Genomic DNA, 14,219 nt, shown 5'->3' on the forward strand with positions numbered 1-14,219 from the left:
GGTCATCCAATCAATTCGGTTTCAAGGCGGCTGCGCAGCGTCAGGCCGGATAGGCAGGCATCGGTCAGATCGCCGGGATAGGCGCAGTCCTGCACCCCGTTGATCAGGATCCGGCTGATCTGATTGCAGGCCAGGCCGGCGAATTTGAACTGGCGTACGCGGGGCCGCCCGGCGGGCAGGTCCTGGAAATCCAGCAGCGTCAGCAGGGCCACTTCGCCTTGCGCGCCGAACAGCACCGTTTCATAGACGGCGCCGCCGATATCGGCGGGGTGGGCGTTTTCGACCACGAAGCTCAGCAGGCAGCCCTGATCCTGGTCCACGGCCGAGCTGAGCTCGATCGTGACGCCGCCCGCGCCCTGGGTGCCCGCGGCACTGGGCAACCCCGCCCCCGCGATGGGGGGCAGGGCCAGCAGGACCGCCCGAACAAGGTGATGCACGGCTTTTGTCATGACGGGTCCTTTCCGTGAGGGGTTCAGAAGGTCTTGGCCACGGTCAGCTTGAAATTCCGGCCCGGCGAAATGCGGGTCGACAGGTTCGGCTGATAGGCCTTGTCAAAGATGTTCTCGATCCCGGCGCGCAGTTCGAAGCCTGCCAGCGCGCCCTCTTGCGGCAGATAGGTCGCGCGCAGGGTGTTCACCCCGTAGCCGCCCACCGGACCGCCCGAGGAATCGAGCCCCGACCTGGCGCCGAAGATCTCCCAGCTGACATCCAGGGTTTCGCCGAACCGCTTGCCCAGGGTGATCCGCGCCGAATCCGTGGGTTCGTTGCGCCACGGCGATCCGATGCCCGCCGCGCTGAATTCGGTGGCGCTGACGATGTTGGCGTTGAAATCGACGTAGAAGCCCGTGGCATGGGCATAGGACGCCTCGATCTCGACGCCCTCGGTTTCGACCTTGGACAGGGGCAGGGACGGGGTGCCCGACACGTACGAGGTGATGTCCCACAGATCGGTGCTGTAGAGATTGACCTTGGCCCGCACAACGTCGCCGGCGGCGAAGATGTCGCCGCGGTCATAGGAAAAGCCGGCCTCCCAGGTGCGGGATTTCTCGGGCTGGGTCATGTAGAGCGGTGTGCCCAGATCGTCGATGATCGGCAGGCTTTCGGTATAGGCCCCGCCCGCGAACACAGCGAAGCCGCTGGCGAATTCGTATCGGGCCGACAGGCCGCCCATCAGCGCGTCGTTGTCATAGCTGGCGTTGAAGGGCGCGGCCGCGTCGCCGTTGCCCTTGATGTCCTGCGTTTCGTACCGCAGCGCGGGCGTGACCGTCAGCCGGTCGCCGAACTGGATGTCGTCAACGGCAAACAGCGCGACGCGACGGTCGGTGCCACCCGGCGCCGATGGGGCATCCAGCCGCTCGCGGTCGATGAATTCCACCCCGAACCGCAGATCATGCGACGCGGCCCCGGTCTGGAAATACGCGCTGTTCTTGATCGTCAGCTTGGTGGTTTCGTAATTGTGCGTGGCATCGGCCAGCGCTTGGATGCCGGGGAAGAAGGGCGTTCCCTCCAGGCTGGACGAGCCGGGCACATAGCTGCTGTCGATGGACTGCTCGGAATAGCTGAGATTGACGTCCAGATCGACCAGATCGTTACCGGCCGGCCGGTACTGGTAACGCAGAACGGCGATCCGGGTTTCGATGTCGCGGTCCACGTTGCCGAACGCATCCGCCGTCGTGCCGAAGGAATCATAGGGCACGTCGCGCTCTTCCGAGGTGGACTGGTTCCAGGACGCGGTGATCGAATGTTCAAGGTTGTCGCCAAAGCTGTATTTCCCCTTGGCCAGCAGCGAAGGCAGGGTGAAGGCGCTGTTGCCGATCGAGTCGCCGTTGCCGTCCTTCTGATCGTCCTGGTCGCGATAGGTGTAGTTGAATAGGAATTCGGTCTGCCGGTTGGGTTGCCACGCCAGGATCGACGACGAGGCAAAGCCGCTGCCGTTGGAATACCCCTCGAGCGTCTGGCGGAAGCGGAACCCCGGTTCGCCACCGGTAAAGTCGGACGCGTCCTTGGTTTCCAGCTGAACCACGCCGCCGACGACGCCCGAGCCGTATTCGAAGGACCCCACCGTGCCGCGGATGACCGAGACGCTTTTGTACAGCTGCGGATCGGTGAACAGCTGGTTGCCGATCCGGTACAGCTCTTCCGCGCCGGTGGTCGCGCCGTCGACAAGGATCAGAACCTTCTGGTCGGTGCCGAAGGTGCCGTTGGCCCCGTATCCGCGGATATTGATGCCCGATCCTTGCGGGGTCGAGCCGTTCACCAGGGTGACGCCGGGAACCGAATCGATCAGTTCGGCCACCGTGTTGGCCTGACGGTCATCGATCTCTTCCTGGTCGATATTCGTGACCGGAACCGCGGTGGCGGTCTGGATCTCGCGTTTGCTTTCGCCCAGTTCCAGGGTCCCGAGGAACCCGTCATCCTGTTCCTGCGCCCAAACCATGGACGCCGTCAAACCAAGGCAAGAGGCCGTCTCAAGCAGGCCTGCAATATGAGTACGCGCACGCATTTCTGTCCCTTCGAAACAAGTGTGAGGACCGGAGATGCTTGCAGTTCGCTGGCGCTGGTCAGTTTTTTTTCTGTTTTTTGGAATCGCCTGTTCGCGGCGACTTGTGCTCGTTAATAAAGGTGACTAAAACAGTCAACATAATTTCGTGCCTGTAATTTCGGCACTGCCAGCAGGGCGCTGTTTGCGATCGGCACCCGGGCCAGCATCCCTTGGAACAACGAAGAAGACGGGAAACCCGCTATGGAACAGGTGCTTATGGCTCCTCAGGATATTCGTGCTGCCTATGCGCAGAAGACAGGCCAGCGAGACCGCGATTTCGCGGAAACGCTGGGGTTGAGCGAGGGCCAGCTGGTCGCGGCCTTTGCCGGGCAGGGCGTAACGCGGCTGAACCCCGGCCTTGACGGGCTGTTCGGCCAGTTGGCTGGTTTGGGCGAGGTCATGGCGCTGACGCGCAACCCGTCCTGCGTGATCGAAAAGATCGGGCGGTACGACAATTACCACAGCGGCCAGCATGCCGCGATGGTGCTGACCGAAGAGATCGACCTGCGCATGTTCCCCGCGCAATGGCACCATGTCTTTGCCGTCGAGCGGGAAACCGAGGCCGGTCTGCGCCGCTCGATCCAGGTGTTCGATGCTGCCGGGGACGCGGTTCACAAGATCATCCTGCGCGATGGCTCGGACCTGGGCCACTGGGACAGCTTGGTTCGGACACTGGCCGCCGAGGATCAAGGCCAGACGATGACGGTCGCGCCGCGCAAACCGGCCGAAGCGCCCAAGGCCAATGCCGACAAGGCCGACGCCCTGCGCCGCGAATGGGCAAAGATGACGGACACGCACCAGTTCCTGCGCCTGACCTCCAAGCTTAGGATGAGCCGGCTGGGCGCCTATCGCATCGCGGGCGAACCGCTGGCCCGCGCGGTTGATCCCGCGGCGGTCACCGACCTGTTCGAACAGGTGCGGGACCGGCACATCGAGGTGATGATCTTCGTCGGCAACCGCGGCTGCATCGAGATCCACGGCGGCCCGGTGCAAAATCTTCAGCAGATGGGGCCGTGGTTCAACGTGCTGGATCCGGGCTTCAACCTGCATCTGCGCAGCGATCACATCGCCGAGGTCTGGGCCGTCGACAAGCCGACCCAGCGCGGCCCGGCGATCTCAGTCGAGGCTTTCGACGCGGACGGCGCCCTGATATTGCAGATCTTCGGGCGCCGCACCGGCGAGGCCGATCATCGCCCCGCCTGGGATGCGCTGGTGGCCGCGCTGCCCGGCCCGGCCGACACCGGAGCGGCATGATGCGGGGCCTGGTGACACTCTGCGCGGCATTGCTGGTTTCGGCGGCGGCCGCGCAGGCCGAGAGCAACCGCGTGATCGCCATCGGCAGTTCGCTGACTGAGATCGTCCATGCCCTGGGCCAGCAGCACCGGCTGGTCGGCCGTGACCGCAGTTCGACCTGGCCGCCCGAGGCGGCGGATCTGCCCGATGTCGGGTATCGCCGGGCCCTGTCGCCCGAGGGCGTGCTGTCGGTTGCCCCCGACATGATCCTTGCGCTCGAAGGGTCGGGACCGCCCGAGGCCATCGCGGTGCTGCGAGAGGCCGGCGTGGATTACGTCACCATTGCCGACGAATTCTCGCGCGATGGCGTCATCGACAAGATCCGCGCCGTGGGGGCCGCGCTGGGGGTCGAGGCCGAAGCCGAAGCCCTGGCGGCCGAAACCGCGCGCCGGCTGGACCGGGCGCTGGCCGAGGCGTCCGCCGCGCAGGATGCGCCGGTGAAGGTGCTGTTCCTGCTTTCGGCTCGGGGCGGCGAATTTGTCGTCGGCGGGGCCGAGACCCAGGCCGATACCATCATCCGCATGGCCCGAGGCAAAAACGCGGCCGCCGATGTGACGGGTTTCAAGACGATGACGCCCGAAGCCATGGCCGCCACCGCGCCGGACGTGATCCTGATGATGGAGCGTCAGGGCGGGCCGATCCTCTCGGAGGAAGAGCTGTTCGCGCTGCCCGCGGTCCGGCTGACCCCGGCGGGGCGGAACCGGGCGCTGATCCGGATGCCCGGCGCCTATCTGCTGGGCTTCGGCCCGCGCACCGCCGACGCGGTCATGGATCTGTCGGCCGCATTGCGGGGCGTCAGGGGCTCATGACACTGGCACTGGACAACGGCGCGCCCCCGTCCGCCGCGGCCCGCAGGTCGCGGGCGGCATGGGTGACCCTGGCCCTGGTCGGCCTTCTGGCCGTGACCAGCGTGGCCAGCATCTCGGTCGGCGCGTCCGGGGCCTCGTTGAAGACGGCCGTGTCAGATCTGCTGCATGGCCGGGGCCTGTCGGATCTGAACCGGATCGTGCTGTGGGACATTCGCCTGCCGCGGCTGGCGATGGGCATCCTGGTCGGGGCGGCGCTGGCGGTGTCGGGCGTGGTGATGCAGGGGCTGTTCCGCAACCCGCTGGCGGATCCGGGCATCGTCGGCGTCAGCGCGGGGGCGGGGCTGGGCGCGATCACCGCCATCGTCTTCGGCAACCTTCTGCCCGCCGCCGTTCTGGCCTGGGTCGGCAGTGGCCTGGTCGCGGTTGCCGCCTTCCTGGGCGGCTGGGCGTCGGTCCTGATCCTCTATCGCGTTTCGACGCGTCAGGGGCAGACCTCGGTCGCCACGATGCTGCTGGCCGGCATCGCCCTGGCGGCCCTGTCGGGCGCGGTGTCGGGGGTCATGGTGTACATCGCCGGCGATCAGCAGCTGCGCGATCTGACCTTCTGGGGCATGGGCTCGCTGGCCGGCGCGACCTGGACCAAGGTCGCCACCGCCGCGCCCTTGATCCTGGCGTCGATCCTGTGCGCGCAGCGTCTGGCCCGCGCCCTGAACGGCCTGGCCATGGGCGAAGCGGTGGCGCATCACATCGGCATTCCGGTCCAACGCAGCAAGAACATCGCGATCCTGACGGTGGCCGCCGCCACCGGCGCGGCCGTGGCCGTGTCGGGCGGGATCGGGTTCATCGGCATCGTCGTGCCGCATCTGCTGCGGCTGGGCACCGGCCCCGATCACCACCGGCTGCTGGTGAATGCAGCCTTGCTGGGCGCCGCCCTGCTGCTGGCCGCCGACATGATCAGCCGGGTGATCGTGGCCCCAGCCGAGCTGCCGATCGGCATCGTCACGGCCATTCTGGGCGCGCCGGTGTTCTTCTGGATCCTGCTGCGCCGCCACGGATCGATGGGAATGTGAATGATGAAAGCTGAAAATGTCAGCGTCCGCATCGGGCGCAAGCAGATCCTGCGCGATGTGGATTTCCTGGCCGAACCCGGACAGGTCACCGCGATCATCGGGCCCAACGGCTCGGGCAAATCCACCTTGCTCGGGGCGCTGTCGGGCGACATCCCGTACACCGGCCGGATCACCCTGAACGGCCTCGACATCGCGGCCCTGCAGCCCTGGGAACTGGCGGAGGTGCGGGGCGTTCTTCCGCAATCCTCGGCGGTCGCCTTTCCCTTCACCGCGCTGGAAGTCGTACGGCTGGGCCTGCCCGGTGGCCTGGCCGACGGTGACGACACACTGCCGTCGCGCGCCCTGGCGCATGTGGATCTTGCGGGGTTCGAGCCGCGCTCGTACCAGAACCTGTCCGGCGGTGAGCAGCAACGCGTGCAGTTTGCGCGCGTTCTGACCCAGGTCTGGAGCTCGGTGCGGCGCGACAGGCCGCGCTGGCTGTTGCTGGACGAACCCGTCGCCAGCCTGGACATCGCGCATCAGTTCACGGTTCTGCGCATCGCGCGCGAATTCGCCGATCAGGGCGGGGGCGTCGTGGTCGTGATGCATGACTTGAACCTGAGCGCGTTGTTTGCCGACAAGGTCTGCGTTCTGTCGAACGGAGAGGTCTGGCGCACCGGGGCGGTTTCGGACGTCATGACCGACGAGGTGATGCGGCAGGTCTATGGCATCGATCTGCCGGTCAGCACGCTGCCGGCAACTGACGTTCCGTTTGTCTTGCCGCAGGCTCTGGTTTGAGGCCCAATCCCCACTGAACCAAACTGCATTGCAGCCAAATTTCATGCTGCAGGCGTACCAATCCAACGTACGGTCCCACGGGCTTCACCCCGACGCGTGGGACCGTTATTCGGAATTTAGCGAAACCATTTTGCGAGAATTTCGAAACCGTGACCCCGGTTCGAAGTTGCGCTTGATGGGTCAAACGGCAGGTGCTTCACTTTTTTCAGTGCGGGGCGTGTTCACATGCGAAACGCGCTCAATACACCCGAGACGCTGACCCGATCTCGACGATCAGGCCCGTCTGCCTGGTCGCTTTCGATCAACGAGAATCAGCGCCGAAGACGACCAACATGGAGAGATGCAACATGAACAAACTTGCTACGTTACTGGGGGGCGCATCGATGGCGGTCGCTGCCCCGGTTTTTGCTGCCGATATCGTGATCGGTGTGCCGAACTGGGCGTCGGTGAACGCCACCGCGCACATTCTTGAAGTCGTTATCGAAGAAAACCTTGGCCTTGATGTCGAATTGCAGAACGGCACCAACCCCATCGTCTTTGAAGCGATGGATTCCGGCGCGATGCACGTCCATCCGGAAGTCTGGATGCCGAACCAGCAGAACCTGCACGACACCTATGTCAAGCAGAACGGCACAGTCGTGATGAACGAGAACCCGGTTCAGGCCGAGCAGGGTATGTGCGTTCCGACCTACATTGCCGAGGAATATGACATCAAATCCATCGACGACCTGAGCGATCCGGACAAGATGGCCATCTTCGACACTGACGGAAACGGCACCCCGGAGGTCTGGATCGGCGCACCCGGCTGGGCGTCGACCGTGGTCGAGAAGATCCGCGCCAAGTCCTATGGCTATGACCAGATCTTCGAACTGACCGAGTACGAAGAAACCATCGCCTATGCCAACCTGGCAAACGCGACCAAGGCCGGCGATCCGTGGATCGGGTTCTGCTACAGCCCGCACTACATCTTCGTGACCCAGGATCTGACCGTTCTGGAAGAGCCGCCGCATGATCCGGCCACCTGGACGATCGTTCAGCCGACCGATGACCCGGACTGGCTGGACAAGTCCGAGGCCTCGACCGCGTGGAACGGGGCAACTCTACACCTGCACTACGCCAAAGAGCTTGAGGAAAATCACCCCGAGGTCGCGGCCCTGTTCCGCAACTACCAGATGCAGGGTGATGATCTGAGCGCGATGGGCAAGGCGCTGGCCGTGGACAACATAGAAGCAGCCGATTTCGCCCGCCAGTGGGTGGCTGAAAACGAAGACACCGTTATCGGCTGGCTGACGAACTAAATCACAAACGCATGGGGCCGTCGCGACTGATCGCGGCGGCCCTTTGCCTGTTTGCCGGGATGCAACCCCGTAGATGAGGGGCAAATGGACGAACCTGTCGTAAAACTAGAAAATGTCTGGAAAATTTTCGGCGCACGGGCCGAAGAAGCCATGGCTGCGGTCCGGAATGAAGGTATTGGAAAACCTGAAGTTCTTGAAAGATTTAATTGCGTGGTCGGCGTTCAAGGCGCCACGTTCGAAGTGCCGCGCGGCGAGATTTTTTGCATCATGGGCCTGTCGGGTTCAGGCAAGTCGACTCTTGTGCGCCATGTCAATCGCCTGATCGAGCCCACGGCCGGAAAGATCGAGATCATGGGGCAGGACGTGTCCAAGATCTCCGAGTCCGAACTGCGCCGCATTCGCGCCCAGCAGATCGGGATGGTGTTCCAGCACATGGCGCTGATGCCGCACCGTTCGGTGCGCGACAACGTGGCCTATCCGCTCGAGATCCGCAAAGTCTCGAAGTCCAAGCGCTGGGCGGTCTCCGATCACGCGCTGGGCCTGGTGGACCTGACCGGTTACGAGGACCGGCTGCCCAAGGAGCTGTCGGGGGGGATGCAGCAGCGCGTGGGCATTGCGCGGGCGCTGGCCTCGGACCCGGAAATCCTGTTGATGGATGAACCATTCTCGGCACTGGACCCGCTGATCCGGCTGCAATTGCAGGATCAGTTCAAGGCGCTGGTTGCGCAGCTGAAAAAAACCACGCTGTTCATCACACATGACCTGGACGAGGCCATTCGCATCGGCCACCGCATCGCCATCATGAAGGACGGTGTGATCGTCCAGATCGGCACGCCCGAGGACATCGTGATGAACCCGGCCGACGACTACGTGCGCGAGTTCGTGCAGGGCATATCCAAACTCAAACTGGTCAAGGCGCATTCGATCATGGAGCCGCTGGACAGTTATTCCGGCCCGCTGGATGGCGCGCCGCGTGCCGATGAGGGCGCAGACCTCGACCAGCTGATCGACCTGGCCGTGAACACCGAGCTTCCGGTGGTGATCACCGATGGCGGTCAGGATGTCGGCGTCGTGACCAAACCACGCCTGTTGCGCGGAATTCAGGGGGGCAAAAATGACTGATGCAACCACGGAATTGAAAGTCACGGCCGCCTCCGACATCGAGGTGGACCGCGAGGCGCTGGATCGGTCGATCCACGAATTCGCCGGCCCCAACGGTGACTACTACGTCAACGCCTTTCATAAGATCCACGACGCGACCAGTCCGATCCCGAATACGTTCAACCTGTGGGCGGCGGTGCTGGGGCCGTTCTGGTCCGCCTCGCGGGCGATCTGGGGAATGTTCTGGACCTTCCTGATCCTTGAGATCATCGCCTGGGTGCAGATCGGTCGCGGTGCCTGGGGTAACCCGGGGGCCGATCTGGCCGAACGCGCGGCCCGTCAGCAGGAACGCGCAAATGAGCTGCTGGCCCGCGCGGCGGATGCAACCGAGAAGGCAGACATAGACCGGTTCAACAAACTGGCCGCGAATATCCAGAAAGCGGCTGACAGCAGCCTTGAGAAAGCGCAGCTGGCACAGTCCGAAGCCCTGGGGATCATGGTCACCGGGCTTCTGATGCTGCTGGTTTTCAAGCTGGTTCAGGGGTTCTACGCTGACCGGGTGTACGAAAAACAGTACTCGAACTGGCGGATCAACCCCGACAACACCGAAAGCGGCCGCTCGACTCGGAACACGGTTCTGGGGGCAGTTCTGATCGCTGCGATCGGACCGCTGATCGTTTACAAATTCACGGTGAATGCCTCGCTTCCGCTGCTGGATGCCTTCCCCGAGAAACAAGTCTCCGAGATGATACTCGGGCCTGATCAGGGAACACTGTTCTCGGTCGTGGCCAGTTGGATGGAGGCCCGGATCGACGCCGCAGCCGCCGCGGGCGGAGACATTTTCGACGGGATTGTTGCCGGTGTGCGCTCGGTTCTGGACGGGCTGACCGTGGCCCTGATCGGGTCGCCCTGGCCGGTGGTCATGCTGGTGATCTGCGTGACCGCGTGGCGCGCGGCGGGTCCGCGCGTGGCGATCTTCACCGCCGCGTCGTTGGCCTATATCGCGCTGCTGGGCTATTGGGACGTGGCGATGGAGACGGTGGCTTTGGTGGGCGCGGCCGTGCTGCTGTGCGTCACCTTCGGCATTCCGCTGGGCATCTGGTTCGGCAAATCCAAACGCGCCTATCGCGCGGCCGAGCCTGTGCTGGACCTGATGCAAACCCTGCCGGCCTTCGTCTACCTGATCCCGATCATCGCCTTCTTTGGCACCGGCAACCCGCCGGGCATCCTTGCTACGATCATCTTCGGCATGCCGCCGGTGATCCGCCTGACGGCGCTGGGCATGCGCGGGGTGCCGGAAAGCATCAAAGAGGCCGCCGTGGCCTTTGGCGCCTCGAAATGGCAGTTGCTGAAGGACGTGGAAATCCCGCTGGCGCTGCCGTCGATCATGACCGGTGTGAACCAGACCATCCTGATGTGTCTGTCGATGGTCGTGATCATCTCGCTGATCGGCGGCGGGGGGCTGGGCAAGGAAATCCTTGAGGCGCTGCAATACGCGGCCAAGGGGCCGGGCCTGCTGGGTGGCTTTGCGATCCTGTTCCTGGCCATGGTCATGGACCGTATCGTTCAGGGCGCCTTCCGACGCGAAGACGAAAAGATCTGACGCGACAGCCGCCCCCCGGGTCACCCGTGGGGGCGGTTTCATTTAAGGGCGGGGAGACATGATGGCGGACCGCTACGAACAATCCATGATGGACAACCTGTACTGGTGGGGCGTGCCCACCCTGTTCCGGTGCCCCCATGTGGGGCCGCAGGATCAGGATATCGCCCTTGTGGGCGTGCCGCATTCTGCCGGCAACGGCACCACCGAGCGCGACCAGCATCTGGGCCCGCGTGCGCTGCGTCATGTCTCGGCCGTGCAGCGCCGGGTGCATTCGTTGTTCCAGATCGATCCGTGGTCAAGCGCGCGCATTGCCGATGTGGGCGACGTGCCGTTCCCGCGCGCCAACGACAACGAGGATTGCATCGAGCGTATAACCGCCTTCTACCGTGACATCGACGCCGCCGGTGCGCGGCCCGTTTCGGTGGGCGGCGATCACTCGATCACGGGCGGGATCGTGCAGGCGCTGGGCCGAGGCGAACTGGCGGGCGGGCAACCGGTCAGCTTTCTGCATCTGGATGCGCATACGGATGTGTTCACCAAGGTCGATCATTTCCTGGGGGCCAAGAAGTCCGCCGCGCATTGGGGGGCTTACTTGGCCGATCAGGGGCAGGTGGACCCGACCCGGTCGATGCAGATCGGGTTGCGGGGGCATCCGCGCAGCCTGGACTGGCTGCAGCCTTCTTATGACTATGGCTACAACATCGTCACCATGCGCGAGTTCCGCCAGCGTGGCTTGGCCGATGTGGTGGCCCAAACGCGCGATGTTCTGGGCGACCGGCCGGTCTACATCACCTTCGATCTCGACTGCCTTGACCCGACCATCGCGCCGGGCGTGTCGAACCTGGAACCCGGCGAGAAGGGTTTTGACATCGACGAAGTCGTAGGCATTCTGCATGCCGCGCGGGGGCTCAACATCGTCGGCGGCGATGTGGTCTGCATGATGCCGACCAAGGACAGCCCCAACAACATCACCGCGCTGACGGCGGCGGCGGTGATGTTCGAGATGATCTCGATGATCGCCGAGAACGTCGCGCGGGCCTAGCGCCGCGCGTCGATCGCCTGGGCCAGCACGCACAGCAGTTCGAACATCAGCGAAATGCCCAGCCACGCGGTGCCGCCCGCCGGGTCAAAGGGCGGCGAGACCTCGACCAGATCCGCGCCCACAAGGTTCAGACCTTCCAGCTTGCGAATGACCTGCTGGGCCTGAAAGCTGTTGGGGCCGCCAATCTCGGGCGTTCCGGTGCCGGGGGCATGGGTGGGGTCCACGAAATCGATGTCATAGGTGCAATAGCAGGGCGCGTCGCCGACGATGGAGCGGACCTCGGCCATGACATCGTCGATGCCGCGGTCGAACAACTCTTCGATGCGAATGATGCGGATGCCCTGCGCCTCGCCCCATTCGATATCCTCGGTGTTGTAGGCGGTGCCGCGAATGCCCACCTGCACGAAGCGTTCGGGATCGACCAATCCTTCCTCGACCGCGCGGCGGAACGGGGTGCCATGGGTGTATTTGTGCCCGCCGAAATAGCTGTCGAACAGGTCGGTATGGCTGTCGAACTGGATCAGCCCCAGCGGGCCGTCGCTGGCCAGCGCCCGCAGGACGGGCAGGGTGGTCAGGTGATCGCCGCCCGCCGTCAGGGGCACGATGCCGCGCAGCGTCAGGTCGGTGTAGAAGCGGGTGACGCGGTCCAGCGTATCCTCGATATCCACCGGGTTGGGCGGCACGTCGCCCAGGTCGGCACAGTTGACCAACTCGAACGGGGCAACCCCGGTCACCGGGTTCATGGCGCGGATCATGGTGGATTGGTCGCGCAACTGCCGCGGCCCATGCCGCGCGCCGGGCCGGTTGGTGGTGCCCCCGTCCCAGGGGATGCCGACCAGCCCAAGCTCGACCAGATCCATCCGGTCGTCGTCCGAGGTCAGGGCCGGCAGGCGCATGAAGGTGGGGACACCGGCAAAGCGGGCCAGTTCCATCGCCGAGACGGGTTGAAAGAACGCATTTGCCATGGGGCCCCCTGTGTCGTGGTTTGCCCGAGCCTAGCGCCAAGCCCGCGTCAAAAACACCCGGTCCGCGACACAACGGCGTCGGATCAGGACAGAATCCGGAAATTGGCGCGGATCTCGGCCTCCTGTTCGGGGCTGAGGTATTGCGGATGATGCGTGCGCAGGATTTCACGCGCGCGGTCGCGGGCGGTGGACCAGGCATCGCGCGCGCCGCTGTCCTGCCAGCTGCGCGGCTCGGCCCGGTCGGCAAGGGCGGGGTAGAAATAGTCGCGCTCCATCGCTGCATGGGTGTGGGCGCTGCCCAGGAAATGGCCCTCGCCCAGAACCGACTGGCAGATCTCGTCAAAGCCCAGGTTTTCTTCGGTCACCTCGATCCCGCGCAGGGCGCGATAAGTGTGCGAATGCATCTCGTCATCCAGCACGAACCCCTCGAAGCTAACCCCCAACAGCGAGGCGGTCATGCCCGAGCTTTCGTAGATCAGGTTGCCCCCGGCCAGCGCGGCGGCCAGCGAGGTGATGCCTTTTTCGGCACCGTATTGCGCGTCGATGGCCTTGGCATCGGTCATCGAACAGGCCACGCCCGAGGGCAGCCCCAACCAGTTGGTGATCTGGGCCGAGGCCGCGTTCAGCACGGCGGTTTCGCCACTGCCGCCCGAAAACGCGCCGGTGCGCAGATCGATGATGAAGGGCCAGTTGGAAAACACCATGGGAAAGCCCGGCCGGATCGCGTTGACCATGACCAGGCTGGCCAGGGTTTCGGCCAGCGACTGGGCCAGAAACCCGGCCATGGTTGCGGGCGCGGTCGCCCCGGCTTGGGCTGCGGTGATGCAGGACATGGGGATGTTGTGCGCGATGCATTCATAGACCACGTCCACCGCATCTTCGCCGTACCGCAAGGGCGAGATCACCGGGCTGATATGCGCCTTCAGAAACGGGCGTTCCGCAAAGGCGCCCTGGCCTCCGGCGGCGATATCCAGCATCCGCACGATGGGCGCGACATGTTCAGCCAGCGTGAACGAGGTTGCCACCGGTTTGGTGGTATTCCGGATCAGCGCATACGCTGTATTCACGTCCAGATCGAAATTGTCCGGCACGTCGGTGGCGACGCAGCATCGGGTGAACCAGCTGACATTGGCCAGCGTGTCCTGAAGGCGGGTGAAGTCATGCAGGTCAGCCAGGGTCGACGGGCGATAGAGCCCGCTGTCCAGGTCCAGCGTCTGGACCGCCGCTCCGCCGGTGCCTAAATGCACGCGGTCGCCGCCCACCTCGATCGACCGGGCCGGGTCGCGCCCGTGCAGGGTAAACCGTTTGGCGGCCTGCCGGACCGCGCCTTCGACCATCGTGCGGGGAAAGACCAGCCGTCCCGGCGGGCCGGGCCGCGCGCCGGCGGCGATCAGGTCTTGTGCCAAACGGTCGGGCACCTCGCCCATGCCCAGCCTTTCCAGCAGGCGCAGGGCGGTGTCGTGGATCGCCGCGATCTCGGGCAAGGTCAGGGGTTTGTACTGCCCACCGATCTGGCCGGGCGGGCAGGGGTCAAAGGCCGGTTTGGCCGCCCGTTGCGCCAGCCTCGCCCGCCGCCCGCCGCGTTTGCCCTGTTCTGGCATCTCCGAAGGCTCCTGATCCGATCCTGCCCTGCAGAGTACGCGGCAACGCGGGGTGCGGCCAAAGCGGAAATGCCGTTTTGAGAAATCTCAATCCCCGTTTCGATTTTTCGGGACCGGC

At 64.6% G+C, this 14,219-nt stretch carries 12 protein-coding genes; 8 read left to right on the forward strand and 4 right to left on the reverse strand.

Annotated elements, in window-relative coordinates; translation table 11 throughout:
• Positions 1-2: 2 nt before the first annotated feature.
• Both ACR3EK_RS02165 and ACR3EK_RS02170 read right to left on the reverse strand, forming a co-directional pair.
• Positions 3-449 (reverse strand): hypothetical protein, encoded by a 447-nt coding sequence (locus ACR3EK_RS02165; RefSeq protein ID WP_480632559.1) that lies wholly within the window; start codon positions 447-449, stop codon positions 3-5.
• 23 nt (positions 450-472) lie between these two features.
• Positions 473-2,437, reverse strand: a complete 1,965-nt coding sequence (locus ACR3EK_RS02170; RefSeq protein ID WP_480632560.1) for a TonB-dependent receptor domain-containing protein — start codon at positions 2,435-2,437, stop codon at positions 473-475.
• Positions 2,438-2,743: 306 nt separating this feature from the next.
• Between ACR3EK_RS02170 and ACR3EK_RS02175 the strand changes: the two genes are divergently transcribed.
• The 8 genes from ACR3EK_RS02175 to ACR3EK_RS02210 all read left to right on the forward strand — a co-directional run bounded on the left by ACR3EK_RS02175 (position 2,744) and on the right by ACR3EK_RS02210 (position 11,535).
• Complete coding sequence (locus tag ACR3EK_RS02175; RefSeq protein WP_480632561.1) at positions 2,744-3,796, forward strand: hemin-degrading factor; 1,053 nt, start codon at positions 2,744-2,746, stop codon at positions 3,794-3,796.
• Entirely contained in the window at positions 3,796-4,644 is an 849-nt protein-coding gene (locus ACR3EK_RS02180) for a heme/hemin ABC transporter substrate-binding protein (protein ID WP_480632562.1), read from the forward strand. Before ACR3EK_RS02175 ends, ACR3EK_RS02180 begins: the two co-directional genes overlap by 1 nt.
• Complete coding sequence (locus ACR3EK_RS02185) at positions 4,641-5,714, forward strand: FecCD family ABC transporter permease (protein ID WP_480632563.1); 1,074 nt, start codon at positions 4,641-4,643, stop codon at positions 5,712-5,714. The genes ACR3EK_RS02180 and ACR3EK_RS02185 overlap by 4 nt, the downstream gene beginning before the upstream one ends.
• On the forward strand, positions 5,715-6,491 hold the full coding sequence (locus ACR3EK_RS02190; RefSeq protein WP_480632564.1) for a heme ABC transporter ATP-binding protein: 777 nt from the start codon (positions 5,715-5,717) through the stop codon (positions 6,489-6,491).
• Between the two features lie 347 nt (positions 6,492-6,838).
• Positions 6,839-7,789 carry an ABC transporter substrate-binding protein gene (locus ACR3EK_RS02195; RefSeq protein WP_170340226.1) on the forward strand — a complete coding sequence of 317 codons (951 nt, stop codon included), beginning with the start codon at positions 6,839-6,841 and terminating at the stop codon, positions 7,787-7,789.
• Between the two features lie 84 nt (positions 7,790-7,873).
• On the forward strand, positions 7,874-8,911 hold the full coding sequence (locus ACR3EK_RS02200) for a quaternary amine ABC transporter ATP-binding protein (protein WP_170339611.1): 1,038 nt from the start codon (positions 7,874-7,876) through the stop codon (positions 8,909-8,911).
• On the forward strand, positions 8,904-10,493 hold the full coding sequence (locus ACR3EK_RS02205; RefSeq protein ID WP_093964482.1) for an ABC transporter permease: 1,590 nt from the start codon (positions 8,904-8,906) through the stop codon (positions 10,491-10,493). Before ACR3EK_RS02200 ends, ACR3EK_RS02205 begins: the two co-directional genes overlap by 8 nt.
• 61 nt (positions 10,494-10,554) lie before the next feature.
• Positions 10,555-11,535 (forward strand): arginase family protein, encoded by a 981-nt coding sequence (locus tag ACR3EK_RS02210; RefSeq protein WP_480632565.1) that lies wholly within the window; start codon positions 10,555-10,557, stop codon positions 11,533-11,535.
• On the opposite strand, the gene ACR3EK_RS02215 is transcribed toward ACR3EK_RS02210, so the two are convergent.
• Complete coding sequence (locus ACR3EK_RS02215; RefSeq protein WP_480632566.1) at positions 11,532-12,500, reverse strand: agmatinase; 969 nt, start codon at positions 12,498-12,500, stop codon at positions 11,532-11,534. The genes ACR3EK_RS02210 and ACR3EK_RS02215 overlap by 4 nt on opposite strands.
• An 83-nt stretch (positions 12,501-12,583) precedes the next feature.
• Positions 12,584-14,101, reverse strand: a complete 1,518-nt coding sequence (locus tag ACR3EK_RS02220; protein ID WP_480632567.1) for a trimethylamine methyltransferase family protein — start codon at positions 14,099-14,101, stop codon at positions 12,584-12,586.
• Between the last annotated feature and the right edge of the window lie 118 nt (positions 14,102-14,219).

Source organism: Ruegeria sp. BC8, from assembly GCF_056535705.1.